Annotated in this window: 22 protein-coding genes and 1 tRNA gene; 19 read left to right on the top strand and 4 right to left on the bottom strand. The window is 71.3% G+C overall.

Annotated elements, in window-relative coordinates:
* Nucleotides 1-24: 24 nt before the first annotated feature.
* Complete coding sequence (gene hisC / locus ABD466_RS01680) at nucleotides 25-1,095, bottom strand: histidinol-phosphate transaminase (protein WP_344655073.1); 1,071 nt, start codon at nucleotides 1,093-1,095, stop codon at nucleotides 25-27.
* An 85-nt stretch (nucleotides 1,096-1,180) separates the two neighbouring features.
* Here hisC and ABD466_RS01675 point away from each other — a divergent pair, with 85 nt between their 5' ends.
* The 8 genes from ABD466_RS01675 (at nucleotide 1,181) to ABD466_RS01640 (ending at nucleotide 12,174) form a co-directional block, all read left to right on the top strand.
* Nucleotides 1,181-2,308 carry a hypothetical protein gene (locus ABD466_RS01675; RefSeq protein ID WP_344655072.1) on the top strand — a complete coding sequence of 376 codons (1,128 nt, stop codon included), beginning with the start codon at nucleotides 1,181-1,183 and terminating at the stop codon, nucleotides 2,306-2,308.
* A gap of 72 nt (nucleotides 2,309-2,380) precedes the next feature.
* Nucleotides 2,381-3,361, top strand: coding sequence for a GlxA family transcriptional regulator (locus ABD466_RS01670; protein WP_344655071.1), 981 nt, complete (start codon nucleotides 2,381-2,383; stop codon nucleotides 3,359-3,361).
* Between the two features lie 10 nt (nucleotides 3,362-3,371).
* Entirely contained in the window at nucleotides 3,372-4,013 is a 642-nt protein-coding gene (locus tag ABD466_RS01665; protein ID WP_344655070.1) for a DJ-1/PfpI family protein, read from the top strand.
* 111 nt (nucleotides 4,014-4,124) lie between these two features.
* Nucleotides 4,125-4,928, top strand: coding sequence for an SDR family NAD(P)-dependent oxidoreductase (locus ABD466_RS01660; RefSeq protein ID WP_344655069.1), 804 nt, complete (start codon nucleotides 4,125-4,127; stop codon nucleotides 4,926-4,928).
* Nucleotides 4,929-5,039: 111 nt separating this feature from the next.
* Nucleotides 5,040-7,490: a cell wall-binding repeat-containing protein gene (locus tag ABD466_RS01655; RefSeq protein ID WP_344655167.1), complete on the top strand. Its 2,451-nt coding sequence runs from the start codon at nucleotides 5,040-5,042 to the stop codon at nucleotides 7,488-7,490.
* Between the two features lie 122 nt (nucleotides 7,491-7,612).
* A complete protein-coding gene (locus tag ABD466_RS01650; RefSeq protein ID WP_344655068.1) occupies nucleotides 7,613-9,205 on the top strand; it encodes an acyl-CoA carboxylase subunit beta in 1,593 nt (530 codons plus the stop codon).
* A 129-nt stretch (nucleotides 9,206-9,334) separates the two neighbouring features.
* Nucleotides 9,335-11,335: an ATP-binding protein gene (locus tag ABD466_RS01645; protein WP_344655067.1), complete on the top strand. Its 2,001-nt coding sequence runs from the start codon at nucleotides 9,335-9,337 to the stop codon at nucleotides 11,333-11,335.
* 77 nt (nucleotides 11,336-11,412) lie between these two features.
* Nucleotides 11,413-12,174, top strand: a complete 762-nt coding sequence (locus tag ABD466_RS01640) for an AMP-binding protein (RefSeq protein WP_344655066.1) — start codon at nucleotides 11,413-11,415, stop codon at nucleotides 12,172-12,174.
* A 965-nt stretch (nucleotides 12,175-13,139) separates the two neighbouring features.
* Here the strand turns inward: ABD466_RS01640 and ABD466_RS01630 are convergent.
* Nucleotides 13,140-14,096, bottom strand: coding sequence for an acyl-CoA desaturase (locus ABD466_RS01630; RefSeq protein WP_344655065.1), 957 nt, complete (start codon nucleotides 14,094-14,096; stop codon nucleotides 13,140-13,142).
* A gap of 195 nt (nucleotides 14,097-14,291) precedes the next feature.
* Here ABD466_RS01630 and ABD466_RS01625 point away from each other — a divergent pair.
* The 9 genes from ABD466_RS01625 to ABD466_RS01585 all read left to right on the top strand — a co-directional run bounded on the left by ABD466_RS01625 (nucleotide 14,292) and on the right by ABD466_RS01585 (nucleotide 22,158).
* Nucleotides 14,292-14,363: transfer RNA gene (locus ABD466_RS01625), tRNA-Gln, on the top strand.
* A 125-nt stretch (nucleotides 14,364-14,488) separates the two neighbouring features.
* Nucleotides 14,489-16,015 carry a bifunctional UDP-N-acetylglucosamine diphosphorylase/glucosamine-1-phosphate N-acetyltransferase GlmU gene (gene glmU / locus ABD466_RS01620; RefSeq protein ID WP_344655064.1) on the top strand — a complete coding sequence of 509 codons (1,527 nt, stop codon included), beginning with the start codon at nucleotides 14,489-14,491 and terminating at the stop codon, nucleotides 16,013-16,015.
* Between the two features lie 63 nt (nucleotides 16,016-16,078).
* Complete coding sequence (locus ABD466_RS01615) at nucleotides 16,079-17,059, top strand: ribose-phosphate diphosphokinase (protein WP_344655063.1); 981 nt, start codon at nucleotides 16,079-16,081, stop codon at nucleotides 17,057-17,059.
* Nucleotides 17,060-17,189: 130 nt separating this feature from the next.
* A complete protein-coding gene (locus ABD466_RS01610) occupies nucleotides 17,190-17,822 on the top strand; it encodes a 50S ribosomal protein L25/general stress protein Ctc (RefSeq protein WP_344655062.1) in 633 nt (210 codons plus the stop codon).
* 27 nt (nucleotides 17,823-17,849) lie between these two features.
* Complete coding sequence (gene pth, locus ABD466_RS01605; RefSeq protein WP_344655061.1) at nucleotides 17,850-18,446, top strand: aminoacyl-tRNA hydrolase; 597 nt, start codon at nucleotides 17,850-17,852, stop codon at nucleotides 18,444-18,446.
* A 120-nt stretch (nucleotides 18,447-18,566) separates the two neighbouring features.
* Nucleotides 18,567-19,487, top strand: a complete 921-nt coding sequence (locus ABD466_RS01600; protein WP_344655060.1) for an ABC transporter ATP-binding protein — start codon at nucleotides 18,567-18,569, stop codon at nucleotides 19,485-19,487.
* A 1-nt stretch (nucleotide 19,488) separates the two neighbouring features.
* Nucleotides 19,489-20,304 (top strand): ABC transporter permease, encoded by an 816-nt coding sequence (locus ABD466_RS01595; protein ID WP_344655059.1) that lies wholly within the window; start codon nucleotides 19,489-19,491, stop codon nucleotides 20,302-20,304.
* On the top strand, nucleotides 20,304-21,512 hold the full coding sequence (locus ABD466_RS01590) for a sensor histidine kinase (protein ID WP_344655058.1): 1,209 nt from the start codon (nucleotides 20,304-20,306) through the stop codon (nucleotides 21,510-21,512). The genes ABD466_RS01595 and ABD466_RS01590 overlap by 1 nt, the downstream gene beginning before the upstream one ends.
* Before the next feature lie 7 nt (nucleotides 21,513-21,519).
* Entirely contained in the window at nucleotides 21,520-22,158 is a 639-nt protein-coding gene (locus ABD466_RS01585; protein ID WP_344655057.1) for a response regulator, read from the top strand.
* Here the strand turns inward: ABD466_RS01585 and ABD466_RS01580 are convergent.
* Nucleotides 22,151-22,486, bottom strand: a complete 336-nt coding sequence (locus tag ABD466_RS01580; protein ID WP_344655056.1) for a DUF1330 domain-containing protein — start codon at nucleotides 22,484-22,486, stop codon at nucleotides 22,151-22,153. The two genes, ABD466_RS01585 and ABD466_RS01580, sit on opposite strands and share 8 nt — an antisense overlap.
* 138 nt (nucleotides 22,487-22,624) lie before the next feature.
* Between ABD466_RS01580 and ABD466_RS01575 the strand changes: the two genes are divergently transcribed.
* Nucleotides 22,625-22,750, top strand: coding sequence for a hypothetical protein (locus tag ABD466_RS01575; RefSeq protein WP_344655055.1), 126 nt, complete (start codon nucleotides 22,625-22,627; stop codon nucleotides 22,748-22,750).
* A 129-nt stretch (nucleotides 22,751-22,879) separates the two neighbouring features.
* Here the strand turns inward: ABD466_RS01575 and ppc are convergent, their stop codons facing one another.
* On the bottom strand, nucleotides 22,880-25,657 hold the full coding sequence (gene ppc / locus ABD466_RS01570; protein ID WP_425558504.1) for a phosphoenolpyruvate carboxylase: 2,778 nt from the start codon (nucleotides 25,655-25,657) through the stop codon (nucleotides 22,880-22,882).
* 219 nt (nucleotides 25,658-25,876) lie between these two features.
* Between ppc and lepB the strand changes: the two genes are divergently transcribed.
* Nucleotides 25,877-26,824, top strand: a complete 948-nt coding sequence (gene lepB, locus ABD466_RS01565; protein WP_344655054.1) for a signal peptidase I — start codon at nucleotides 25,877-25,879, stop codon at nucleotides 26,822-26,824.
* The last annotated feature ends 121 nt before the right edge of the window (nucleotides 26,825-26,945 follow it).

Below are 26,945 nucleotides of genomic sequence, written 5' to 3'. Positions count from 1 at the left end.
GCGGGTGCCCGTTCCGTTCGCCGCTCAGTCCCGGAACTCCGAGGCCACCCGCAGGAAGATGTCGTTCGCCTCGACCTCGCCGATCGTGACCCGCGCGCCCTCGCCGGGGAACGGCCGCACCACCACGCCGGCCATCTCGGCCTTGGCCGCGAAGTCCGCCGTCCGCTCGCCCAGGCGCAGCCACACGAAGTTGGCCTCGCTGGCCGGCACCGTCCAGCCCTGCTCCCGCAGCGCGTCGGTGACCCGGGTCCGCTCCCGCACCAGCGCCTCGCAGCGCTCCAGCAGCGCCTCCTCGGCGCGCAGCGACTCCACCGCCGCCACCTGCGCCAGCGAGTTCACGCCGAACGGGACCGCGGTCGCCCGCAGCGCCTCGGCGACCGGCTCGTGCGCGATCGCGAACCCGACCCGCAGTCCGGCCAGGCCGTAGGCCTTCGAGAAGGTGCGCAGGACCGCGACGTTCGGACGGTCCCGGTACAGGTCCACGCCGTCCGGCACCCCGGGGTCGCGCACGAACTCCCGGTACGCCTCGTCGATCACCACCAGCACGTCGCTCGGCACCCGGTCCAGGAACCGCACCAGCTCGTCCCGGCCGATGGCCGCGCCGGTCGGGTTGTTCGGGTTGCACACGAAGATCAGCCGGGTCCGGTCGGTCACCGCGCCGGCCATCGCGTCCAGGTCGTGCCGCTCGTCCGCGGTCAGCGGCACCTTCACCGACGTCGCGCCGGAGATCTGCGTGATGATCGGGTACGCCTCGAAGCTGCGCCAGGCGTAGATCACCTCGTCGCCGGGGCCCGACGTGGCCTGCAGCAGCTGCTGCGCCACGCCCACCGAGCCGGTGCCGGTGGCCACGTGCTCGACCGGCACCCCGAACCGCTTGGCGATCTCGGTGCTCAGCACCGACACCCCCATGTCCGGGTACCGGTTGAAGGTCTCGCAGCTCTTCTGCACCCGCTCCAGCACGCCCGGGAGCGGCGGGTAGGGGTTCTCGTTCGAGGACAGCTTGAACGCGGAAGCGTCGGGGATCTTGCCCGGCCGGTAGGCGGGGATGCCGCGGAGCGCTTCACGGAGCTTGGGGGTCTGGACGTCGTCGGCCACGGCTCACATCTCCTTCTGGATGGTCGCTCTCAGATTAACCGTATGGGGGCTTCCCGCGGACCGCCCCAAGCAGGACATTTGACCCGTGACCATGCTGAACGGCTTCGCTTACGACGAGTTGTCGTTCGGGGCCGACGGGACGCCGTCGGATCCCGCCCAGAGCCGCACCGCCCCGCCCCTGGCGCTCGGCGCGGACGTGACCGACCTGCTCGTGCTGTCCCATGGATGGAACGACGACGCGCCCACCGCCCGCGCCCTCTACGACGGCCTGACCTCGGCGATGGCCCGCTGCGGCGGGGCTCCTCCGGGGCTGGCGGTCCTCGGGATCCTGTGGCCCGCCAAGCGCTACGGCGCCGCACCCGCCCTGGCCGCCGCGGTCGCCGCCGACCCCACCGGACCCGCCGCCGCGGCCCTGGTCGCCGGGGTGCGCGACCGGCTCGGCGCCGATCTCGGCCGGCTGCCCGCGGCCCCGGGCTGGGGCGATCCCGGCGACGGACAGGACGCCTTCTTCGCGATGGAGCCCCAGGCGCTGCTGGACCGCTTCGGCCAGTTCGGGTTCGGCCTGTCCGACGTCCTGAACCTCGCCACCTACTACGAGATGAAGGCCCGCTCCGCAGCCGTCGGCCGCGGGCTGGCCGCCGTGCTCGCGGCGGTTCGCGCGGCCCGGCCGTACCTGCGGCTGCACCTGGCCGGGCACAGCTTCGGCGCGCGCGTGATGGCCTCGGCGCTGGCCGCCGGCGATCCGCTGCCGATCTCCTCGGCCACCCTGATCCAGGGCGCGTTCTCGCACTACGGCTTCTCCCGCAAATGGGACGGCGCGCACGACGGTCTGTTCCGCCCGGCGCTGGTCGGCGGCCGGCTCACCGGGCCGATGGTGGTGACGTACTCGCACCACGACGAGGTGCTCGGCGTCGCCTACGCCCTCGCCTCGCGGCTGGCCGACCAGCCGGACTCGGCGGTCGGGCCGCTCGGCGGGCCGCACGACGAGTTCGGCGCGCTCGGGGCGACGGGCGCGCTGGCGACGCCGGAGTCGGTGTGGGCGCCGATGGGGACGTTCGGCGGCCAGGCCTACGCGTTCACCGCCGGGGCGGTCAACAACCTGGAGTCGAGCCTCTACATCCCCAGCCACACCGCGGTGACGTGCAACGAGGTCGGGATGGCGATCCTCGGGGCGGTCAACACTGACGAGATCGGGACGACGGAGGCCGGCTGACCTTCGCGCATGGCCGGAATCGTCACCCGGACGTCATTGCGGCCACGGCGGCGCGGCGGCGAGGCTTGAGCCATGAGCCGCCGCGTGGTCTTCCTGGTCTTCCCGCGTTTCCAGATGCTCGACCTCACCGGACCGCTGGAGGTCTTCACGCAGGCGGACTCGCTGTTCCAGCCGGCCCGGCGCCGGTACCGGACCGAAGTCGTGGCGCTCGGCCGCGAACCGGTGACCGCGACCGACGGTCTGGCCGTCGTGCCGCACGCCACCCTGGCCGAGGCCGCGACGCTGCCCGTCGACACGCTGGTGGTCGTCGGCGGGTTCGGCGTCCGGGAGGCGGCACGGGATCCGATCTATGTGGACTGGGTCCGCGACATGGCCGCCCGCGCCCGGCGCGTGACCTCGGTCTGCTCCGGCGCGTTCCTGCTCGCCGCGGCCGGCGTGCTCGACGGCCGGCGTGCCGTCACCCACTGGAGCAACTGTGAGGAACTGGCCCGGGCCTACCCCCGGGTCCGCGTGGAGTCCGACCCGATCTTCGTCCGCTCCGACCCGGTGTGGACCTCGGCCGGCGTCACGGCCGGACTCGACCTCGCCATGGCCCTCGTCGAGGACGACCACGGCGCCGCGACCGCGCGACGCATCGCGAAGCAGCTCGTGGTGTTCGTGCAACGGCCCGGGGGCCAGGCCCAGTTCAGCACGCAGCTCGCCGCGCAGCGTCCCGGTCGGGACAGCCTGCGGGAGGTGCAGGAGTGGATCGCCGACCATCTCGGCGAGGATCTGAGCCTGGCGGCCCTGGCCCGCCGGGCGGCGCTGAGCGAACGGCACTTCTCCCGCGTCTTCCGCGCCGAGACCGGCATGACCGTGGCCGCCTACGTCGAGGCCGCCCGGGTCGAGGCCGCGCAGCGACTGCTGGAGAGTACCGGCGACGGCCTGGACCGGATCGCCCGCACCTGCGGCTTCGGAACCGTCGAGACCATGCACCGCACGTTCAACCGGGCTGTGCGGGTCACGCCCGGCGAATACCGGCGGCACTTCAGCCACCGGCGGCCGACCAGATAAGGAGACGAAGATGGCCCGTCTGGCCATTCCGCTGTTCCCCGGCTTCATGCCGCTCGACGCCATCGGACCCTACGACGTCCTGCGCTTCCTGCCGGACACCGAGGCGGTCTTCGTGGCCGCCGAGGCCGGCCCGGTCCGCGGCAGCGGCGGGCTCACCCTGCACGCCGACGCCGCGCTCGACGACGTCGACTCCTGCGACATCCTGCTGATCCCCGGCGGCGGCGGAACCCGGGACTACGAGGGACTCAAGCCCCTGATCGAGTGGATCGGCCGCATGCACGCGACCTCGGCCTGGACCACGTCGGTCTGCACCGGATCGCTGCTGCTGGGGGCCGCCGGGGTCCTCGACGGGCTGGACGCGACCACGCACTGGGGCGCGGTCGCCGACCTCGAGGCGTTCGGGGCGCGCTACACGCCCGAGCGGATCGTCCGGCGCGGCAAGGTGGTCACCTCGGCGGGCGTGTCGTCCGGGATCGACATGGCGCTGACGCTGGTCGAGCTGATCGCCGGCGCGGAGTACGCGCAGTCGGTGCAGCTGTGGATCGAGTACGACCCGCAGCCGCCGCACGACACCGGTTCGGTGGCCAAGGCCGGGCCGGAGCTGACCCGGCGGACGAGGGAGCTGCTGGGGGCCGCCGCCCGGCCGGAGTGAGCCGTCCGATACCCGCCAGCGGGGGACGCCGGAACGCGCCAAGATCGCTATGTGGTTGAGATTTCAACCACATAGCGATCCGCATTCCCCATCCGCGTTCGAGGAGTCCCCATGGACCTGAACCTGCACGGCCGCGTCGCCCTCGTCACCGGCGGCTCCAAGGGCATCGGGCTGGCCGTCGTCAGAACCCTGATCGAGGAGGGCGCGTTCGTCGTCGCCGCCTCGCGGTCCGCCTCGCCCGGACTGACCGCCCTGGACGGGCCGAACCTGCTGCACGTCGCCGGCGACCTGATGGACTCGGCATTCCCGGAGCAGCTGGTGGCCCGCACCGTCGAGGCCTTCGGCGGCCTGGACGTCCTGGTGAACAACGCCGGCGGCCCGCCGCCCGGCGTGGTGCTGCCGCGCGGGCCGTTCCTGGACGGCGGCGACGACGACTGGCGGGCGATCTTCGAGTTCAACCTGTTCGCCGTCCTCCGGCTGACCCGCGTCGCGATGCCGCACCTGCTGGAGCGGGGAGGCGCGATCGTCAACGTCTCCTCGACCCTGGCGCACCAGCCGGCCACCAACAACTACGAGTACGCCGCCGCCAAGGCCGCGCTCAGCCACGCGGCCAAGGGCCTGGCCGAGGAGTTCGGCCCGCGCGGCGTGCGGGTGAACACCGTCTCGCCCGGCGTCGTCCGCACCAACTGGTGGACCGACGAGGGCGGCGTCGCGGACATGTTCGCCGGCGCCATGGGCGTCGACAAGGACACCCTGCTCGACAAGACCCTGCCGGAGATGCTCCGGCTGAGCACCGGCCGCTTCGTCGAGCCGCAGGAGATCGCCGACGCCGTCGTCCTGCTCGCCTCGCCCCGCTCGGGGAGCACGAACGGTTCCGATTTCGTCGTCGATGGGGGTTTGTTGAAGGAGATGTAGTCAAGAATTCAGCAGTCCCCGCGTGGTGGACGGGAAGGCGCATCAGTAACCTGAAGCGTTTTCTCGTCCATTCGCATTTCTTTGTGTTCCCACGGGGAGGCCTACGTGCCCATGCCCAGGAAGACCCGCCTCGCGCTGACCGCGATAGCCGCGACCGCGGTGACCGTCAGTGCCGTGCCGGCCTCGTTCGCAGCGACCGCCTCTCATGTCCAGGTCGCACCCGCGCTTCAGGCGGCTGATCCGGCCCCGGCGAGCACGTTGTCGTTCAGCCCGACGGTCAGCCACCTGGTCGGCGGGGGCGACAACGACTACATGGTCGGATTCGCCGGCCCCGGCTGTGACCCGCTGGTGTCGCCCACCTGCCAGGACGAGGCTGTTCCGGCGACGGCCACCTGGTCGCTGGACGTCCAGGACACGAGCGGGACGCCGAGCGCGAACCTGAAGACCGGCACCGGCAACACCGTTCCCGAGCCCGTGGACCACTACACGTTCCCGGCTCCGGCGAGCAGCAACGGAACGTGGAAGGTGACCATCACCTTCACCTACCAGGACGGCACCGGCACCACCGTCACCCGGTCCAGCTCGACGCTCATCGACTACGGCACCGCGACCGCGGCCCCGGCCACCCCCTCCGCGATGATCGACCGCGCTCCCACGGAACTGGTGCCGGCGGGGGAGCCGCTCACCTTCACTCTCGGCGGCTCGCATGTCGCGACCGGGAGCTCGAAGTGGCAGGTGGTCATCGACTACGGCGACGGCAGCCCTCAGGAGGCGCACGACGTCACTCCCGGCGGCTCCAGCGACGGCACGTTCGTCCACACCTACAACTACCCGCAGGGCCGGAGCCGGTGGACCGCCTGGGTCGCGGCCTCCGACGGCGTCAACCTGAGCGCGTGGCAGCCGGTCTTCGTGAACATGACCCCAGCCGACGCGAAGCTGACCGTGACGCCGCTGACCGGCACCGCTTCGGTCATCAACCCCCTGGTCGTGACGCTCGACGCCAGTGCGTCCAAGAGCTGGCTGCCCGGGGGCGCCACGATCACCGGCTACCAGTTCGACTGCGGCGACCCGACCGTGGCCGCGCAGCCGATCGCCGGGCATCCCGGCAAGGCCACCTGCGCCTACGTCGCTGGCGGGCCCTACCAGGTCAAGGTCAAGGTCAAGGACGACCACGGGTACGAGGACACCAGCCGGACCCAGCTGGTGAACGTCAACTCGGGGCCGCCCTACTTCTCGCCCTCGCTCGGCGGGCTGACGCTCGGCCAGGACCCGGCCACGCCGTTGACCGCGGTCGCGGACCTGTCAGGCGTCGTGCTGGACGGTCGCGCCGATCCGGCCAAGGTCACCTACACCCTCACGTGGGGCGACGGGACCCAGAACACGTACACCAAGGCCACGTTGCCCGCGGGCGGCAAGGTGCGGCACACCTTCCCCGCCGCCGGAACCTACAGCTTGAAGCTGGACGTCAACGACGGCCTCAACCAGCCGCAGTCCCAGCAGACCATCACGGTCTACACCTACCTCACGCCCCCGCCGAAGGGCCCGACCATCGTGGAGCGCGTGTCCGGCGGCGACCGCTACGACACCGGTGTGCACGTCTCCCGGCAGCGCTGGGCCGACGCCGCCGACACCAAGAGCCCCGCGTACCAGCACCCGGACAGCGTCGTGCTGGCCACCGGGGGCGGGTTCGCGGACGCGCTGGCCGGTGTGCCGTTCTCGGTCTACAAGAACGGCGCGCTGCTGCTCACCGAGCCCAACCAGCTGACCGGTGAGGTGCGCGACGAGATCAAGCGCATCCTGCCCGCGGACGCCAAGCACACCGTGTACGTGCTCGGCGGGACGGCGGCGCTCAGCCCGAACGTCGTCAGCGCGCTGACCGGCATGGGCTACCACGTCCAGCGCATCGCGGGCTCCGACCGGTACTCCACCGCGCTGGAGATCGCGCACGCGATGGGCGACCCGGCGCACGCCGTCGTGGCGCGCGGAGACGACTTCGCCGACGCGCTGTCGGCCGGCCCGCTGGCCTCCGACCTGTTCGGGACCGGATCCGGTCCGGGCTACGTCCCGGCGGCGATCGTGCTCAGCGACAACAAGACGCTGAACTCGGCCACCAAGGCGTACCTGCACGGCCGGTTCACCGCGAACCACGGGCTGTCGGTGATCGCGGTGGGCGGCGGTGCGGCCTGGGCGCTGACCGCGGTGCCCGGGTTCGACGGCACCAGTGCCGATCGCAACAGCGGCCAGCTTTCCGGCGACGACCGCTACCAGACCGCGAGCCGGGTGGCCGACGTGTTCCTGCAAGTCGACCCGACGACGCTGGTCGGCGTCGCCACCGGCACGGCCTACCCCGACGCCCTCACCGGCGGCGCGTTCATGGCCTCGATCGGCGGCCCGCTGCTGCTCACCGACCCGAAGGCGCCGTCGGCGGCGATGACCGGCCAGCTGGCCCAGCGGGACGGCCGCACCAACGCCGTGTTCGTGTTCGGCGGCCCCGCCGCCGTCGCCCCGAACGTGTTCACCAGCATCGTGGCGACGGTGCACGGGGTCGCGAAGCAGTACTGAGCGCCGTCCCCGCACAGCTCGCGCGCGGTGCCGTGATCGATTGCGGCACCGCGCGCGGCGGTTTAGGTTACTGGGCGGTAGTGCCGACTCCGGTGCCGCCGGTGCCCGTCCTGGAGGCCGCCATGCCCGTGCTCCGTTCGCAGCTCGATCCCGCCTCCGACGTGGCGCGCGCCGATCGGGAGGCGGTGCTGGCCATGCTGCAGCGGATCGGCGAGTTGCAGCGCAAGGTGCTGGCCGGCGGTGGCGAGAAGTACGCCGAACGGCACCGGGCCCGCGGCAAGCTGCTCGCGCGCGAGCGCCTCGACCTGCTCCTGGACGAGGACGCGCCGTTCCTGGAGCTGGCCGCGCTGGCCGGCGCCCACGACCCGGCGGAGCACGTCGGCGGCGTCTCCGGCATCGGGACGGTCTCCGGGGTCGAGTGCATGATCGGCGCCAACGACCCGACCGTGAAGGGCGGCGCCGTCGGCCCGGCGGGCGTCGCCAAACAGCTGCGGATGCTGGAGATCGCCGAGCGGAACCGGCTGCCGCTGATCTCGCTCACCGAGTCGGCCGGCGCGGACCTGCCGCGGCAGGCGGACATCTTCGTCCCCGGCGGCGCCTCGTTCAAGGGCATCTCGCGGCTGTCCGCGGCCGGGATCCCGACGCTCTCCATCGTCTTCGGCTCGTCGACCGCGGGCGGCGCCTACGTGCCGGGCATGAGCGAGTACACGGTGATGGTGAAGAACCAGGCCGCCGTGTACCTCGGCGGGCCGCCGCTGGTGAAGATGGCGATCAACGAGGACACCGACGACGAGAGCCTCGGCGGCGCCGACATGCACGCCCGGGTCTCCGGGCTCGCCGACTACCTGGCGCGCGACGAGCGGGACGCGATCCGGATCGGACGGCAGATCATCGCCGACCTGCACTGGCGCAAGGCCGGTCCCGGTCCGACGCAGAGCCCTGACGAGCCGCTCTACGACCCGGAGGACCTGCTGGCGCTGGCCCCGATGGACCTGCGGCGGCCGGTGGAGGTGCGGGAGATCCTGGCGCGGGTGCTGGACGGCTCGCGGCTGTCGGAGTTCAAACCGCTTTACGGCACCACGCTGGTCTGCGGCTGGGGCTCGATCCACGGCTACCCGGTCGGGGTGCTGGCCAACAACGGCATCCTGTTCTCGGAGGAGGCCAACAAGGGCGCGCACTTCATCCAGCTGGCCAACGCGCGCGACGTGCCGCTGCTGTTCGTGCAGAACATCACCGGCTTCATGGTCGGCTCGCGCTACGAGCGCGGCGGCATCATCAAGGACGGCAGCAAGCTGATCAACGCGGTGTCCAACTCGACGGTCCCGCACGTCACGCTGATGGTCGGGGCGTCCTACGGCGCCGGCAACTACGGCATGTCGGGGCGGGCGTACGATCCGCGGTTCGTGTTCACCTGGCCGAACCACCGGATCGCCGTGATGGGCGGCCGGGAGCTGGCCGGGGTGATGTCGATCGTGCAGCGCCAGAAGGCGGAGAAGGCCGGGCAGCCGTACGACGAGGCGGCCGACGCCCAGACGCGGGAGTTCGTCGAGGCCATGGTGGACGCGCAGTCCGACGCCGTGTACGCCAGCGGGCGGCTGTGGGACGACGGCGTCATCGACCCGCGGCAGAGCCGCACGGTGCTCGGGCTCGCGCTGTCGGCGATCGACTCGGCGCCGGTGGCCGGGACGCGGACGTTCGCGCCGTTCCGGATGTAGGGCCGAGCCCGGGAGGCGGGTCCCTGGAGGCGATCCCGACCACGGCTCCAGCCGGACCGGCCGCCCGCTGTGTCGTGACGGCGGTCACAGCTCCGCGACCGGCTGTCCGACCTGTGAGACAGTGACGCCATGTCGACGTCTACCCCGTCCTCCTCCACGTTCTCGACCGTCCTCGTGGCCAACCGGGGCGAGATCGCCCGCCGGGTCTTCCGGACCGCCAAGGCGATGGGGCTGCGCACCGTCGCCGTCCACTCCGACCCGGACGCCGACGCGCCGCATGTTCACGAGGCCGACGTGGCGGTGGCGCTCGGCGGCAGCACGAGTGCGGAGTCGTACCTGGACGTCGCCAAGATCCTGGAGGCGGCGCGCAAGACCGGCGCGGACGCGATCCACCCCGGCTACGGGTTCCTGTCGGAGAACGCCGGGTTCGCCGAGGCCTGCGCCGCGGCCGGGATCGCCTTCATCGGCCCGTCGCCGGAAGCGATCCGGAAGATGGGGATCAAGCACGAGGCCAAGGCCATCGCGAAGGCGGCCGGGGTGCCGACGCTGCCGGACGCGCTGCTGACCACCGACGAGCCGGAGGACTGGCGCAAGGCCGCGGAGACCGTCGGGTTCCCGCTGCTGGTGAAGGCGTCGGCCGGGGGCGGCGGCAAGGGCATGCGGCTGGTCGCCGGCATGGACGGGCTCGAGGACGCGGTCACCGGGGCCCGCCGCGAGGCCGCCGCGGCGTTCGGCGACGGCACCGTGTTCCTGGAGCGCTACCTGACCGCGTCGCGGCACGTCGAGATCCAGGTCTTCGGCGACACGGACGGCAACGCGATCCACTTCGGCGAGCGGGAATGCTCGGTGCAGCGACGGCACCAGAAGGTGGTCGAGGAGGCGCCGTCGTCCGCGGTGCGGCCCGAGACGCGGGCGCGCATGGGCGAGGTGGCGTGCGCGCTGGTCATGCAGCTCGGCTACGTCGGCGCCGGGACCGTGGAGTTCCTGTTCGACGACACCGACCAGTCCTTCTACTTCCTGGAGATGAACACCCGGCTCCAGGTCGAGCATCCGGTCACCGAGGAGATCTGGGGCGAGGACCTGGTCCGGCTGCAGTTCGAGGTCGCCCGGGGCGCGCTCCTGACCCCGCCGGACCCGATGAGCAGCCGGGGCCACGCGATCGAGGTCCGGCTGTACGCCGAGGACCCGGCCCGCAAGTACATCCCCTCGCCGGGGACGCTGGCCCTGTACGAGCACGCTGACGTGCCCGGGATCCGTTATGAGGACGGCGTCCGGTCCGGCAGCGTCGTCTCGCACTACTACGACCCGATGCTGGCCAAGGTGGTCGCCTGCGGCGTCACCCGGTCCGAGGCCGCCGCGCGGCTGGCCGCGGCCCTGGAAGGGATGCGGATCCACGGGCTGAAGACCAACCGGGACCAGCTCATCGCCGTCCTGCGGGACCCGGACTTCCTGGCCGGGGCCACTCGCACCGACTTCCTCGACCTGCACCCGGAGCTGGCCGCGCCGGCCGACCGGGTCGACGTGACCGCGCATCTCGCCGCGGCCATCGCGGTGTCGGTGCACCGGCGCCGTGCGTCCGGTGGGGCGACGGCGTTCGCGCCCGCCGGGTGGCGGCTGCTGCCGTACGACGGCGCCAACGCGGCGTGGACGCGGCAGGACGTGCGGCGGGCGCCGGAGACGCCGGTGACGTACCGGCTCGACGGCTCGACGTTGTACCTGATCCACGGCGGGGCCGAGTACGAGGTTTCCCTTAGCGACGTCGGGCCGGAGTCGGTGCGGGTGACGGTGGACGGCGTCGGCCTGCGGTGCCGGGTACGGGTCGCGGACGACACCGTGGTCTGGGTCGACGACAGCGACGGCGGCCACTCGGCGTGGAAGCCGACGCCGCGGTTCCCGGAGGACACGGACGTCACCGGCGGCGGCGACGGGGCCGCTGAAGTGCCCGGGACCGTCGTGGCGGTGGCCGTGGCAGCCGGCGAGCGGGTCCGGGCCGGGCAGGTGCTGGTCACCATGGAGGCCATGAAGATGGAGCACCAGGTGAAGGCCGGCCGCGACGGCGTGGTGCGGTCGGTGGACTGCGCGGTGGGGCAGTTCGTGGACGCGCACCAGATTTTGGTGAGTTTGGCCTGATCGGAGCGTGTGCGACTCGGTGGCCGCGCGGGTTATTAGTGCTGGCGCGCGCGGCCAACTGGGAACAGAATCGGTGCATGCCTGCCACGCAGAGTCCTGAAACCCGAGACCCGGTGGAGTTCCACTGGCTCGGCGACATAGTCCGCGTGAATCTTGACGAGAACGCGCGCGGCACGGTCCTCGCCTACGGCGGGGACGAGTGGTCCTGGACCGAGTTCGACTCGCGGATGCGCAAGTGCGTCACCGGCATCCGCAGCGACCGGCTGCAGCGCGGCCAGCGCGTCGCGGTCCTGGCCCGCAACCACCCGGTGCACATCGAGACCCTGTTCGCGGCCTCCAACATGGGCCTGGTCTGCACCTGGATCGACTGGCGCCTGGACCGCGCGCACGTGATCCGCGCGCTGAACGAGTCCGAGGCCCGCATCCTGTTCGTCGGCGACGAGTTCGTGGGCGAGGTCGAGGACTACGGCCTGGAGCTGGCGACGGTGATCAGCACCATCACGGTCGGCGGCCACGAGGACGAGTACGAAGAGTGGCTGGAGACGCATGAGACGCACGAGTCGCTGATGTCCTCCGCGCGTGAGGTCGCCGCCAGTACCGGACGGCTTGACGACCCGGTGCTGCGGTTGTACTCCTCGCTGGGGAAGAAGGGGCCGACTCGTGGTGAGTACACGCATCGTGCTCTTCTGGCTTCCGCGTCGCAGACGCTGCGTCGCAAGTCGCTGAGCCGGGGTGACATCGAGGCCATCGATGGGCCGATGACGCTCCACGAGTCCGCGGTGCGGGTGCTGGCGAACATGTCGGCGGGGGCGGGGACGGTTCTGGTGCGGGAGGGGTAGGGGTCGGGGTCGGGTGTGGTGGTCGGTCGACCGCCACCATCGCCCTCACCGCTTGGCCTCGGACCTTTCAGCCCGATCAGCCCTCTCGGACTTCACAGCCCTCTCAGCCCTCTCAGACTTCACGGACCTCTCCGCCCGCTCCGCCTTCCGCCGCGCGGTCCGCGTCTCCTTCGCATCAGCCAGTTCCTGCACTATCAGTCGCGGCTGACCCTCCAAGTTCGAGAGGCCGTTCCAAGCCAGGTTCACCAGATGGGCGGCGACCTCGGCCTTCGGAGGCTTCCGGACGTCCAGCCACCACTGTCCGGTCAGGGCGACCATGCCGACCAGCATCTGGGCGTACATCGGCGCGAGCTTGGGATCGTAGCCCCGTCGCTTGAAATGGACTCCCAGAAGGTCCTCGACCTGACTGGCGATGTCGGAGATCAGCGACGCGAAGTTGCCCGTGGAGGTGGTGACCGGGGAGTCGCGGACCAGGATGCGGAAGCCGTCGGTGCTGGACTCGATGTAGTCCAGCAGGGCGAAGGCCGCCTGTTCCAGCAGTTCGCGGGCGTGTTCGCCGGTGAGGCCGCTGGTCACCATGGAGAGCAGGCGGGCCATCTCGCGGTCGACGACGACCGCGTAGAGCCCAAGTCGGAGGCCAAGCGGTCTTAGGAAGACAAAAGGATCATCCAACTCCTTGGCTCACAGAACGACATGGCTACGATCCGACTTGGCGAACAGCGCCCGGCCGATCTCGATGAGCTGTTCGCGCCGTTCCTTGCCGCTCATCCGGGTGCGGGAGGCTGAGGACGGGCTTCGGGGAGTCACCACGGCATCCTCTCAGGTTTCTCGCGACATGTCGCGATTGGGGGCCGTGGTGGTGGTCCGGAGACGGGGCTGAGCGGGGCCGGGCGGCGCTCGGCGGGGCACCGCCCGGCTCGTCCGGTCGTCCGGTTCCGTCGGGGGGGCAGGGCTTCGTGCGGGGGTCAGGCCGACTTCATCGCGATCCGCTCCGGGGACGGCCAGCGCACGTCGCGGACCCAGCCCAGCTTCTCGAACACCCAGATGATCCGGGCCGAGGAGTCGATCTGGCCGCGCAGCACGCCGTGCCGGGCCGCCGTCGGGTCCGAGTGGTGCAGGTTGTGCCAGGACTCGCCCATCGACAGGACCGCCAGCCACCACACGTTGCCGGAGCGGTCCCGGGAGCGGAAGGGACGCGAGCCCACCGCGTGGCAGATCGAGTTGATCGACCAGGTGGTGTGGTGCAGCAGCGCCACCCGGACCAGGGAGCCCCAGAAGAACGCGGTCAGCGCGCCCTGCCAGCTCCAGGTCACCAGGCCGCCGACCGCGGCCGGCAGCAGCAGGGAGGCCAGCACCAGCCAGGGGAAGGCCCGGGACACGCGCACGATGGCCCGGTCCTTCAGCAGGTCCGGCGCGTACTGCTGCTGGTTGGTCTGCTCCACGTTGAACAGCCAGCCGATGTGGGCGTGCCACATGCCCTTGACCAGGGCCGGGATCGTCTCGCCGTAGCGCCACGGGGAGTGCGGGTCGCCGTCGCGGTCGCTGTACCGGTGGTGCTTGCGGTGGTCGGCGACCCAGCGGATCACCGGGCCCTGGACGGCCAGCGAGCCGGCGATCGCCAGCACCACCCGCAGGGCCTTCGCGGCGCGGAACGAGGAGTGGGTGAACAGCCGGTGGAAGCCGACGGTGATGCCGTGTCCGCTGATCGCGTACATGACCACGGCGATGATCAGATCGGTCCAGGTCAGGCCCCACCCCCAGAGCACCGGGACCGCCGCCACCAGGGCGATGAAGGGCACGCCGATGAAGAAGCCGAGCGCGACGCGTTCTCTCAGGGACTGCGAATCGCCCCCGAGCGTGCCCCGGACCGGGGCGGGAGCGGCTGTGACGGTGGATTCCGGGGGAAGGGACGTAGCTGTCATCGCGACCATGCCTTGAGGGGAGGAGCCCAGCCCGGGGCGGGGCGGATCGGTTGATCTGGTCGCAACTTACGCGTCCGTAGGTCGGCCGACAAGAACCGGGCGTCGTGTGGCGCCGGACATTCACCGGCGCGACGTCCGGTGGAGGGAAACAGCGGAGCGCGCGGGCCTCCGGATGTGGGAAACTGGCCACGACGATCCGCCATGGGGTAATTGGCAGCCCGGCAGACTTTGGATCTGCTTGTCCAGGTTCGAGTCCTGGTGGCGGAGCAGCTCTCCTCCTCCGCCCGGAGCACCCGCGGTGACGGGGGCGGCACGGCCCGTCGCTCGCAACCCCCCTCGGTGGTCGCTACCCTCCCTAGGGAGCCGATCACCACCGTCGAGGAGTCCTCCCCATGACCGAGCCGCAGGCTCCCACCGTCATCATCCTGGCCGCCGGCGAGGGCAAGCGGATGAAGTCCGCCAAGCCCAAGGTGCTCCACGAACTGTGCGGGCGCACCATGCTCGGGCACGTCGTCGCCGCCGCGCGCGAGCTGTCGCCGCGCCAGCTGGCGGTCGTGGTGGGCAAGGGCCGCGATCTGGTGGCCCCGCACGTGGAACGGATCGCTCCGGAGGCGCTGCTGACCGTGCAGGAGCCGCAGAACGGCACCGGGCAGGCCGCCCGGCTGGCGCTGGAGGCGCTGGCCGCCGCCGACCCGGCCGGCGACGGGCCGCACGGCACGGTGCTGGTGCTGCTCGGCGACGGCGCGATGGTCACCGGCGCCACCCTGCGGCACCTGATCGCCGAGCACGAGAGGGCCGGCAACGCGGTCACCGACCTGACCGCCGTGGTGCCGGACCCCACCGGGCTGGGCCGGATCCTGCGCGAGCCGGACGGCACCCCCGAGGGCCGGGTGATCGGCATCGTCGAGGAGAAGGACTGCACGCCCGCGCAGGCCACCATCCACGAGGTCAACTCCGGCATCTTCGCCTTCGACGCGAAGATCCTGCGCGACGCGCTGAGCCGCCTGACCACCGACAACGCCCAGGGCGAGGAGCTGCTCACCGACGTGATGGCGATCGCCGTCGGCGACGGGCTGCCGGTCGGCGCCGTGGTCGCCGCCGACCACCACGAGGTGCTGGCCGCCAACGACCGCGCGCAGCTGGCCGACCTGCGCCGGCTGATGAACCAGCGCATCACCCGCCGCTGGATGGTCGAGGGCGTCACCATCGTCGACCCGGCCACCACCTGGATCGACGTCCACGCCACCCTGGAACCGGACGTCACCCTCCGCCCCAACACCCAGCTGGAAGGCGCCACCCACATCGCCACCGGCGCCGACGTCGGCCCGAACTGCACGCTGAAGGACACCGTGGTCGGGGCCGGCGCGCGGGTCACCAACGCCACCACCGACGGCGCCGAGATCGGGCCGGAGGCCACCGTCGGCCCGTACACCTACCTGCGTCCGGGCACCAAGCTCGGCCGCGGGTCGAAGGCCGGCGGGTTCGTCGAGATGAAGAAGTCGACGATCGGCGACGGCACCAAGGTGCCGCACCTGGCCTACATCGGCGACGCCACGATCGGCGAGGGCTGCAACATCGGCGCCGGCGTGATCACCGCCAACTACGACGGGTACGACAAGTTCCCGACGCGCATCGGCGACCACGCCTTCGTCGGCACCAACACCACGCTCATCGCCCCGGCCGAGGTGGCCGACGGCGCCTACATCGCGGCCGGTTCGGCGATCAACCTGCCGGTCGGCCCCGGGGAGCTGGCCGTGGCCCGCGGGCGGCAGCGCAACATCGCCGGCTACGTGGCCCGCAAGCGCCCGGACTCGGTGGCCGCGCGGGCCGCGGCGCGGGCCCTGGAGACGGCCGAGGGTTCCGTGGATGAGACGAATCCCACAGGTCGCGAGACCGGCGGCGCGGGGGACGCGGTCTGAACGGCCCGTGACGTCTGAGAGTATGAGATAGCTACGGCCCCTCGTCTCCTAGGAGAACCCACCGTGACCGGCCTCAAGACCACCGGTGAGAAGAAGCTCATGCTCTTCACCGGCCGCGCCTACCCCGAGCTGGCCCAGGAAGTCGCCGACGAGCTGGGGGTCGAGATCGCTCCCACCAAGGCGCACGACTTCGCCAACGGCGAGATCTACACCCGCTTCGAGGAGTCGGTGCGGGGCAGCGACGCCTTCGTGATCCAGTGCCACGCCTCGCCGATCAACCACTCCATCATGGAGCAGCTGATCATGGTGGACGCTCTCAAGCGCGCCTCCGCCAAGCGCATCACCGTCATCACCCCGTTCTACGGCTACGCCCGGCAGGACAAGAAGCACAAGGGCCGCGAGCCGATCTCGGCCCGCCTGATGGCCGACTTCTTCGCCACCGCCGGCGCCGACCGGCTGATGGCGGTGGACCTGCACACCGACCAGATCCAGGGGTACTTCGACGGCCCGGTGGACCACCTGTTCGCACTGCCCGTGCTGGTGGACTACATCAAGGGCAAGTACGACACCTCGAAGCTGACCGTGGTGTCCCCGGACGCCGGCCGCGTGCGGACCGCCGACCGCTGGACCGACCGCCTCAACACGCCGCTGGCCATCGTGCACAAGCGCCGTGACCCGAACATCCCGAACACCGTCTCGGTGCACGAGATCGTCGGCGAGGTCCGGGGCCGGGTCTGCGTGCTGGTGGACGACATGGTCGACACCGCCGGCACCATCTGCGCGGCCGCCGAGGCGCTGTTCGAGAACGGCGCGGCCGAGGTCATCATCGCCGCCACCCACGCGGTGCTGTCCGACCCGGCGACCGACCGCCTGAAGAACTCCCGGATCAGCGAGGTGATCTTCACCAACACGCTGCCGATCCCGGAGGACAAGCGGTTCGACAAGATGACCGTGCTGTCCATCGCGCCGATGCTGGCCCGGGCCATCCGCGAGGTCTTCGAGGACGGTTCCGTCACGTCGATGTTCGACGACCACAAGCACTAGTCCTACGTTCAGTGCTCCGGGCCACGTGGTCCGGAGCACTGCTATGCGCAGGCTAAGCTGGACCTTTGTCCGGCGAGGGCGCGGGATGGTCATCCCGGCGCCGTTATCGACGAAACAAGGAGAACAACGCATGTCTGAGATCCGCATAAGCGCCGAGGAGCGCACCGAGTTCGGCAAGGGCTTCGCCCGCCGCGCCCGGGCCGCCGGCAAGGTGCCCGCCGTCGTCTACGGCCACGGCGAGTCGGTGCGGCACGTGACCCTCCCGGGCCACGACCTGATGATCGCGCTGCGGACCCCGAACGTCCTGCTGAACCTGGACTTCGGCGACGGCAAGTCCCAGCTGACCCTGCCCAAGCAGGTGCAGAAGGACCCGGTCAAGCGCACCCTGGAGCACGTCGACCTGCTGCTCGTCCGCCGCGGCGAGAAGGTCACCGTGGACGTCCCGGTCACCACGACCGGTGAGGTCGTCGTCGGCGCGGTCCTGGACCAGCCGCTGACCTCGGTGTCGGTGCTGGCCGAGGCCACCCACATCCCCGGCGGCATCGAGGTGGACGTGGACCGCAAGGAGGAGGGCTTCCAGCTCTTCGCCCGCGACCTCGAACTGCCCCAGGGCGTCGAGCTGGTGACCGACGGGGACCAGCTGGTCCTGCACGTCACCGTCACCCGCGCCGAGATCGCCGAGGAGGCGGCCGAGGGCGCCGAGGGCGAGGAGGCCGCCGAGGCCGAGGCCGGCGAGGAAGCCGCCGAGGAGTCGGCGGAGTAACCCCTCCCACCCGGTATCCTGGTCACCATGACCACCCCCGAGGCCCGCGATCAGCTCTGGCTGATCGCGGGCCTCGGCAATCCCGGCCCCGGCTACGCCGGCAACCGGCACAACGCCGGCTACATGGTCGTGGACCTGATGGCGTCCCGCCTCGGCGGGAAGTTCAAGTCCCACAAGGCGCGCGCCGACGTCGTGGAGGGCCGCCTGGGCATCGGCGGGCCGCGCGTGGTGCTGGCCAAGCCGAAGACGTTCATGAACCTCTCCGGCGGCCCGGTGAAGGCGCTGCGGGACTTCTACAAGATCGAGCCGGCGCGGATCATCGTCGTGCACGACGAACTCGACATCGACTACGGCGTGCTGCGCCTGAAGCTGGGCGGCGGCGACAACGGCCACAACGGCCTGCGCTCCATCACTTCGGCGCTGGGCACCAAGGACTACCACCGCGTGCGCTTCGGCGTGGGCCGCCCCCCGGGCCGTCAGGACCCCGCGGACTTCGTCCTGAAGGACTTCTCCTCGGTGGAGAAGAAGGACCTGGACTACCACGTGGACCGCGCCGCCGACGCGGTCGAGGACCTGGTCCGGCGCGGTCTGGTCGACGCACAGAACATCTACCACGCGGCCTGACGGCAGTCGTCGGCGCGACCGGGTCCACCGATCGGTTGATGCCGCGCCTCCACCGCATCGCGGCCCGGTCGAGCTCACCGGTCGATCCGCCACCAGGGGTCCGGCGGCGACAGTTGAGGCATGCCAGCGATCACAGTCAGCCACCTCAGGAAGACCTACGACGACACCATCGCGGTCGCCGACGTGTCCTTCGAAGTCGGCGCGGGCGAGATCTTCGGGATCCTCGGCCCCAACGGCGCCGGGAAGACCACCACGGTCGAGTGCATCAGCGGCCTGCGGACGCCGGACGGCGGCGAGGTCCGGGTACTCGGCCTGGATCCGCGCCACGACCGCGAGGAAGTGCGCCAGGTGCTCGGGGTGCAGCTTCAGGAGAGTCAGCTGCCGGGCAAGATCCAGGTGCGCGAAGCGTTGGAGCTCTACGCTTCCTTCTACCGTGATCCGGCCGACGTCGGCGAGCTGCTGGAGCAGTGGGGTCTGGCGGACAAGGCCAAAGCCCGCTTCGGCAGACTGTCGGGCGGTCAGAAGCAGCGGCTGGCCATCGCTCTGGCGATGGTCGGCAACCCGCGTGTGGTGGTCCTGGACGAGCTCACCACCGGTCTGGATCCGCATGCCCGGCGGACCGCGTGGGAACTGGTCGAGCAGGTTCGCGCCGCCGGCGTGACCGTGCTGCTGGTCACCCACTTCATGGAGGAGGCCGAGCGGCTGTGCGACCGGCTCGCGGTCATCGACCGCGGGCGGGTCGTCGCCCTCGACACTCCCGCCGGGTTGGCCGCCCGCGGCCCGGCCGCCGCTCAGCGGATGCGGTTCCGGCCCTCGCAGGCCGTCGACGTGGCCGAGCTCCGGGCCCTGCCCGGGGTCACGTCCGTCGAGCGCCACGGCGCCCACCTGGAGGTCGCCGGCGACGCGGACGTCATCGGCGCCGTCACCGCCTACCTGGCGCGCCGCCAGATCATCGCCGCCGAACTGCGCGTCGAGCAGAGCAGCCTGGATGACGCCTTCATCGCCCTCACCAGCCACGCCACCGCCGCTCAGGAGGCTTGAGATGACCACCCGGACTCTGTCCGCACAGCGCCCGCAGCTGCCGGGGCCCCGGCCGCGTCCCCGCCTGCTGCCCGAATTCCGCATGACCGGCAACGGTTTCCGTACCCTGGTCCGCACTCAGGCCCGCCTGTTGTGCCGGGAGCCCGCGGTGGTCCTGTCCGGCATCGTCCTCCCGCTGGCCCTGATCACCGCCTTCGGCGCGATCCCGTCCTTCTCCAAGCCGGCGGCCGCCCTCGGCGGCAAGACGACGCTGGACGTCTACGTCCCCACCTTCGCGATGCTGTCCTCGGTCCTCACGGCGCTGACCGCGCTCCCGGTGACCTTCGCAGACCTCCGAGAACGCGGCGTCCTCCGCCGGCTGGCGGTTTCCCCGGTCCCGGCCGCGGGGCTGCTCGCCGCGCAGGTCACCGTGATCGCCACCGCGGCCGCCTCCACCGCTGTGCTGGTGGTCCTGATCGGCACCGCCGGCTTCGGCGCCGCCCTCCCGGTGAACATCGGCCTGATGCTGGCCTCCTACGTCCTCGGAACGACGGCGCTGATCTCCCTCGGCCTGGTCATCGCGGCCCGGGCCCGCTCGGCCGGCATCGCCACCGGCTTCGGTGTCCCCACCATGATCGTCAACTTCTTCTTCGCCGGCGTCTACGTCCCCCTCCAGCAACTGCCGCACGTGCTGCGCACCGTCAGCGGCTTCGTGCCGTACGGTGCCATCGTGGACACCTGGTCCGGGTCCGGCGCCGCCTGGCGGCACCTGCTGGTCCTGGCCGCCTACACGGTCGTCGGCTCGCTGGCCGCGGCCCGGTTCTTCAAGTGGGAGTGATGGAGTCGGCGAAGATCCAGCGCGGGATCCCGTACGCGGGCCTGGGCGTGTCCCTCACCCTGGCGCTGGTGCTCGGCCCGAGGACCGCGGCGTACTACGCCGTGGTCCTGGGCGGCTCGGCGGCGGCGCTGCTGTGGCTGCACTGGGGCCCGCCGATCCGCGGCCTGGACGCCGAGCGGGTCGGCGCCGTCCGCGGCACCGTCTACTACGCCGGCCTGCTGGCGCTGATCGCCACTCTCATCCTGACCAACCCTCTGTTCGGGTTCTTCGGCTTCACCGGCTACCTGCACTCCGTAGTCCTCCCGGGCCGCGCCAAACTGGCCGGCATCGCGGGCACCGCGGCGGTCATGGCCACCACGCAGATGGGCGGTGTCCAGAACATCCACGGCCCGGGCGTCTACGTCTACGTCGGCCTGTTCGCCGTGAACCTCCTGATCGCCGGCAGCATGACCCTCTCCGGCGTGGCGGAGCAGGAGCACCGCCACCAACTGGCTGAGGCGAACGAACGCCTCCGCGAGATGCTGGAGGAGAACGCGGGCCTGCACGCCCAGCTGGTCGCCCAGGCCCGCGAGGCGGGCGTCCTGGACGAGCGGCAGCGTCTGGCCGGCGAGATCCACGACACCATCGCCCAGGGCCTGACCGGCATCGTCCGGCACCTGGAGGTGGCCGACCGCTTCGACGCCGACCCCGAGAAGCGACGGCGCGCGATCGGCGTCGCCCGCGATCTGGCCCGGGACTCTCTGGCCGAGGCACGCCGTTCGGTCCAGGCCCTGCGCCCGGGACCGCTGGCGACCGCGCAACTTCCGGAAGCCCTCACCGACCTGGCCGAGACCTGGTCCCGCGGTTCCGGCCTGGACGCCCGCGTGGAGATCAGCGGCGACGCCGTCACCCTGCCCCCGGCCATCGAGGTGGTGCTCTTCCGCGCCGCCCAGGAAGCCCTCGCCAACGCCGGCAAATACAGCCGGGCCAGCCGCGTCGGCGTCACGCTCTCCTACACCCCGGACATCGTCGTCCTCGACGTCGTGGACGACGGCGAGGGCTTCGACCCCGCCGCCCTCACCCCTTCCACCAACGGCACGGGCTACGGCCTCAGCGCCATGCGGACCCGCCTGACGCAGATCGGCGGCACCCTCACCATCGAGAGCGAGCCCGGCGACGGCACGGCCATCAGTGCCGCGGTTCCCCTCCCCGCCGCCACCGCGGGATGATGACGCGATGCACACCATCCGCCTCCTGATCGTCGACGACCACCCCATCGTCCGCGACGGACTCCGCGGCGTCTTCGACGGCGAGCCCGGCTTCGCCGTCGTGGGCGAGGCCTCCGACGGCCTCCAAGCCCTGCACCGCGCGGCGGAACTCACCCCCGACGTCGTCCTGATGGACCTCCGCATGCCCGCCCTCGGCGGTGTCGACGCCATCAAGCGCCTGCGCGCCGAGGTCCCGGACACCCGCGTGCTGGTCCTCACCACCTACGACACCGAGTCGGACGTCCTGCCCGCCATCGAGGCGGGCGCCACCGGCTATCTCCTGAAGGACGCACCCCGCGATGACCTGATCCGGGCGGTGCGGGCGGCGAACGAAGGGCAGGCGGTCCTGTCCCCGTCCGTGGCCCAGCGCCTCATGACCCGCCTCCAGGCCCCGGCGCCGCCACCGGCCACCGAGGCCCTCACCGACCGCGAACTCGAGGTCCTCACCCTCATCGCGGCCGGCACCACCAACCGCGAAGCCGCTCGCAAGCTCTTCATCAGCGAGGCCACGGTCAAGACCCACCTGCTGCACGTCTACGCGAAACTCGGCGTCCGAGACCGCGCGGCGGCGGTGGCCGAGGCCTACAAACGGGGTCTGCTCAGCTAGCCAGCAGCTTCTTCAGGCTGTCCGTGGCCCGGTGCCCCATGGGCAGCGACTCGAACAGGACGATGTCCGCTTCCATGTGGTCGGTGCGCAGGTGCTTGATCTCCTGGTACGCGTCCGACTCCCACCACGCCCGCACGGCGTCCAGGTCGGGGAACTCGATCAGGATGACGTCCCCGGGCCACGCGCCCTCGACGACGTCCTTCTCGCCCCCGTGGAAGACGAACCGCCCGCCGAACGGATCCATCGTGGCGTCGATCTTCTCCAGGTACTCCACGATGTCCGGGCAGAACTCGACGGACCGCACGTGGGCCAACGCGTAGGCGACCATCTCACCGACTCCTCAAGCTGTCGTATTCGCTGACGAGATCGATCATCGCAGGGCCGTGACACCTGGCGCGATGACCTCCGAGGTAATAGATTCCGTCGCCAGGGGGGAAGCCAGTTGCGCTTTACCTGGGAGTCTTGCATGACATCATTCGGAACGGTCCTCAACGGATTCATCGCGGCCGCCGTCGGCGGCCTGTGCGTAACGGGGCTGTTCAAGCGGACCAGGGAGCGCCGCGTGGCGCGTTCGGAGGTCCAGAGCCGCTAACCACCTCTCCCCGGTCGGCCTCCTCGGCGCCCCTCGCCCCACTCGCTCCCCCTCGACCGCACGACGAAGCCGCCGGATCGGATCCCCGACCGGCGGCTGCATCATTCGGCGCACCAGGTGCGCCGCGCCTCACCCCGTGTTCTTCAGCCCGGCCGCGATCCCGTTCACGGACAACAGCAACGCCCGCCCCAGATCCGGATCCACGGCCAGTCCCGTCCGCATCGCCTCGCGCTGGCGCTTCAGCAGCGACACCTGCAGGTACGAGATCGGGTCCAGGTACATGTCGCGCACTCGAAGGGTGCGCGCCAGCGTGGCGTTCCGTCCGAGCAGCTCCGATTCCCCGGTCACGCGCAGGACTTCGGCGACCGTCCGCTCGTACTCCTCGGTGATCGTCTCGAAGAAGTGGTGCAGTTCCGCCGGCACCAGCGTCTCGACGTAGTGCCTGGCGATCCGCAGGTCCGTCTTCGCCAGGGTCATCGAGACGTTGCCCAGGAAGTTGCGGAAGAAATGCCAGCGCTCGTACATGTCCTGCCAGTCGACGCCCGCGAACTCCGGGTTCTGCCGGACCGCCGCGAGCCCGGTCCCGACCCCGAACCAGCCCGGCACGATCTGGCGGGACTGCGTCCACCCGAAGACCCACGGGATCGCCCGCAGTCCGTCGATCCCCGCCGACGAGTCCGGGCGCCGTGACGGTCGCGAACCCAGGTGCAGGTCACCCAGGAGGTCGACCGGGGTCGAGGCGAAGAAGTAGGCGGGCAGATCGGGGTGCTCGACGAGCTGCCGGTAGCGGTCCTGCGCCGCGGAGGAGACTCCCTCCATCGTCGCCGACCACGTCGCCAGGTCCTCCGCCGACTGTCGCGGCGCCCGGTGCAGGACCGTCGCCTCCAAGGTCGCGGAGAGCGTGAGCTCCAGGTTCTCCCGCGCCAGCGCCGGGATCGCGTACTTGTCGGAGATGACCTCACCCTGTTCGGTCACCTTGATCTCGCCGTCGAGCGTGCCCCAGGGCTGCGCCAGGATCGCGTCGTGCGAAGGACCGCCGCCCCGGCCCACGGTCCCGCCGCGGCCGTGGAACAGGCGGATGCGGACGCCGTGCCGCAGGGCGGTGTCCCGCAGCTCGCGCTGGGCACGGTGGATCTCCCACTGCGAGGTGGCGATCCCGCCCATCTTGTTGGAGTCGCTGTAGCCGAGCATGACCTCCTGCACGCCGCCCCGCGCCGCGACGATCGCCGCGTACGACGGATCCGACAGCAGGTCGTCGAGGATCTGGCCGGCCACCTTCAACTCGTCCGGCGTCTCCAGCAGCGGCACGAACCCGATCGCCGCCGTCCGCGCGTGCAGGTCGACCAGACCCGCCTCGCGCGCCAGCACGACGGCCGCGAACAGGTCGTCCACGCCCCGCGTCATCGAGACGATGTAGGACTCGATGACGTCCGGCCCGTACTTCTCGAACGCGGACCGGATCGCCGTGAACACCCCGAACGTCTTCACCCCGGCCGCGTCCAGCAGCGTCTCCGCCGGGACCTGGCCCAACGGCGACAGCGGCCGCGACGACGCGAGCTCCTTCGCCAGCAGCCGCGTCCGGTAGTCCCGCGGGAGGTCCGCGTAGCGCCACGGCTGGTCCCCCAGCCGGTCGAAGAGCTGCGCCAGCACGTGGTGGTGCGCGTCGGAGTGCTCACGCACATCCAGCACCGCGTGGTGCAACCCGAAGGCCGCGACCTTGCGGATCGCGGTCTCCAGCTCCCCGCACGCGATCAGCTCGCCGCGGTCCGCCAGCAGCGAGTCGCGCATCAGCGTCAGGTCGCGCAGCAGTTCCGCCGTCCCGAGGTAGTCCCGCCGCGGATCGTGCGGCCGCCCCTCGGCGATCCGCTCCCGGGTGTTGATCAGCTTCTGCCGGATCGTCGTCGCCTTCAACCGGTACGGCTCCTCGGCGTTCAACCGCCGGTACCGCTTCGGGATCTCGCTCAGCGCCTCCAGGTCGGCGTCCAGCGATGCCCGCAGCTCCGCCGTCGGCGCGGCGATGCGCTCACTCGTCGACAGCAGCTCGCGCAAGGTGTCCATGGTCGCCAGCGCCGAGCGGATCGCGTGCTCGTGCTGCAGATCCAGCACGTCCAGCGTCATCTGCGGCGTGACGTTCGGGTTCCCGTCCCGGTCGCCGCCGATCCACGACCCGAAGCTCAGCGGGCGCGCGGTCAGCGGCAGCTCGATCCCCAGCCGCCGCAGCTCGAAGGCCAGCTCCTCCAGCACCTCCGGCGCGGCGTGCGCGGCCAGCTCGTCGAGGTAGTAGACGGCGTTGCGCGCCTCGTCCACCGGTTCCGGGCGGGTGATCCGCAGCTCGTCGGTCTGCCACAGCTGCTCGACGGTCTCGGCCAGCCGCCGCTCGGTGGCCGCCGTCTGCGGCGCCTCCAACAGCTCGGCCACCTTCCGCAGCTTCGCCAGCACCGTGCGGCGGGCCGCCTCCGTCGGGTGCGCCGTGAACACCGGCCGCACCGACAGGTGCCGCACCGCGTCGGCCGCGGAGCCCGCCAGCCCGGCCGCCTGGATCCGGTCGACCGCCTGGCCCAGCCACGAGCCCTCGGCCGCGCGCGTCGCCGCCAGCTCCCGGCCGCGGTGCACCTGCTCGGCGGTGTTCGCCAGGTTGAAGTACGCGGTGAAGGCCCGCACCAGCTTGATCGCCTGCTCCGGGTCCACCGCCGCGAGCAGTTCCGACACGTCCGCGCCCTGCTTGCCCAGCGCCCGGATGGCCTCGACCTGCTCCAGCAGCTCGGGGCCGTGCTGGCGTACCAGCGTCTGGCCCAGCAGATCCCCCAACCGGCGGATCGCGGCGCGCAGCTCGGTGTCGTCGCCGTCGCGCGGGGGAGTCCCGGGAACCCGGTCCGCCGACGAAGGAGTTGAAGGAGTAGCAGTCACGGAACCACCGTCCTCTCCAGCGGCGTCCTCAGACTTGGGCGACGGAAGGGCGGACACGGCGGCCTCCTGGTGGCTGGCTGGATCGTCCCGATTCCTGCCCACTCTAAGCTGGGCCGGAACGCCGACCGATCTGTTGTCCGGCCAGTGGACTCTTCCACCGATCCGGGATCGGCCATAAGGTGAACCGATAACGCCAGGACCAGAAACGGGGGGCCGCACGTGGCCGCTACCGAACCCGACGCGGCTGTGGGCCCGGAGCCGGGCGTCCCGGACTCCCGAGACGCCGTCCCGAGCTTCGACCCCGCCGTCTCGCCTTTCGGGACAGCCGACGCAGCGCGCAACGGCGCTCCGTTCCATGACGCTCCCTACGACGGGGGCTCGTACAACGGGGCTTCCTATAACGAGGGCTCGTACAACGGGGGCTCGTACAACGACGCCGCGGCCCCGGTCCGCGAACTCCCCGAGCCCGCCGACCCCACTCCCACCCGGGGCGGCGGCCGTGCGAAGAAGGCCAAGCGCCGCCGCGTCCCCGCCTGGCTGGAGATCCTCGGCTACGTCGTCGTCTCGCTGACCCTGACGTCCCTGATCAAGACGTTCCTGGTCCAGATGTACTACATCCCCTCGCCCTCGATGGAACCCACCACCTACAAGGGCGACCGGGTCTTCGTGGACAAGGTCTCCACCTGGGTCGGCGGCGCCCCGACCCGCGGCCAGGTCATCGTCTTCCACGACCCGCACAACTGGATGCTCAGCTCCGCCGGCGCCCAGGGCGGCCCGCTGAACATCCCGGACATGCTCGCCGCCGTCGGCATCCTCCCGGACCAGCACGACGACCTGCTCATCAAGCGCATCATCGGCGTCGAGGGCGACACCATCGAGTGCAAGAGCGCCGACGGCCCGGTCTACCGCAACGGCGTGGCGCTGGACGAGTCCTCGTACATCATGAACGGCAAGGCCGGGCGGCCCTGCGCCAACGGCACCTACACGGTCACGGTCCCCAAGGGGAACCTGTGGGTCCTCGGTGACAACCGCGAGCACTCCGGTGACTCGTCGTGGAACTACATCAAGAAGGGCGGCGACGCCGGGTTCGTGCCGACCGGCAACGTCGTGGGGCACGTCGTCGGCGTCGTGTCCTGGCTGCGCGACGACCATCCCGCGGGTTCGTAGGGCCTTCGTCCAAGATTCGTTTCGTCGTAGCCGAGCGTTCCGAACGCTGCGCGGACACTGTGTCGGGCCATGTCATTGGCCACTGCACCACGGGGGCCACCCCAGGCCGACACAGGAGTCC

This window comes from Catenulispora subtropica (assembly GCF_039531675.1).
GTDB lineage: Bacteria > Actinomycetota > Actinomycetes > Streptomycetales > Catenulisporaceae > Catenulispora > Catenulispora subtropica.
This window is presented reverse-complemented; position numbering and strand designations above follow the sequence as displayed.

Coding starts and splice junctions, on each gene's coding strand:
- ABD466_RS01580 (WP_344655056.1), bottom strand. CDS start 22,486: ATGGTCGCCTACGCGTTGGCCCACGTGCGGTCCGTCGAGTTCTGCCCG.
- ABD466_RS01650 (WP_344655068.1), top strand. CDS start 7,613: ATGCCCGTGCTCCGTTCGCAGCTCGATCCCGCCTCCGACGTGGCGCGC.
- ABD466_RS01665 (WP_344655070.1), top strand. CDS start 3,372: ATGGCCCGTCTGGCCATTCCGCTGTTCCCCGGCTTCATGCCGCTCGAC.
- ABD466_RS01585 (WP_344655057.1), top strand. CDS start 21,520: ATGCACACCATCCGCCTCCTGATCGTCGACGACCACCCCATCGTCCGC.
- glmU (WP_344655064.1), top strand. CDS start 14,489: ATGACCGAGCCGCAGGCTCCCACCGTCATCATCCTGGCCGCCGGCGAG.
- ABD466_RS01595 (WP_344655059.1), top strand. CDS start 19,489: ATGACCACCCGGACTCTGTCCGCACAGCGCCCGCAGCTGCCGGGGCCC.
- ABD466_RS01610 (WP_344655062.1), top strand. CDS start 17,190: ATGTCTGAGATCCGCATAAGCGCCGAGGAGCGCACCGAGTTCGGCAAG.
- pth (WP_344655061.1), top strand. CDS start 17,850: ATGACCACCCCCGAGGCCCGCGATCAGCTCTGGCTGATCGCGGGCCTC.
- ABD466_RS01645 (WP_344655067.1), top strand. CDS start 9,335: ATGTCGACGTCTACCCCGTCCTCCTCCACGTTCTCGACCGTCCTCGTG.
- ABD466_RS01600 (WP_344655060.1), top strand. CDS start 18,567: ATGCCAGCGATCACAGTCAGCCACCTCAGGAAGACCTACGACGACACC.
- ABD466_RS01630 (WP_344655065.1), bottom strand. CDS start 14,096: ATGACAGCTACGTCCCTTCCCCCGGAATCCACCGTCACAGCCGCTCCC.
- ABD466_RS01670 (WP_344655071.1), top strand. CDS start 2,381: ATGAGCCGCCGCGTGGTCTTCCTGGTCTTCCCGCGTTTCCAGATGCTC.
- ABD466_RS01575 (WP_344655055.1), top strand. CDS start 22,625: ATGACATCATTCGGAACGGTCCTCAACGGATTCATCGCGGCCGCCGTC.
- ABD466_RS01590 (WP_344655058.1), top strand. CDS start 20,304: ATGGAGTCGGCGAAGATCCAGCGCGGGATCCCGTACGCGGGCCTGGGC.
- ABD466_RS01655 (WP_344655167.1), top strand. CDS start 5,040: ATGCCCAGGAAGACCCGCCTCGCGCTGACCGCGATAGCCGCGACCGCG.
- ABD466_RS01640 (WP_344655066.1), top strand. CDS start 11,413: ATGCCTGCCACGCAGAGTCCTGAAACCCGAGACCCGGTGGAGTTCCAC.
- ABD466_RS01660 (WP_344655069.1), top strand. CDS start 4,125: ATGGACCTGAACCTGCACGGCCGCGTCGCCCTCGTCACCGGCGGCTCC.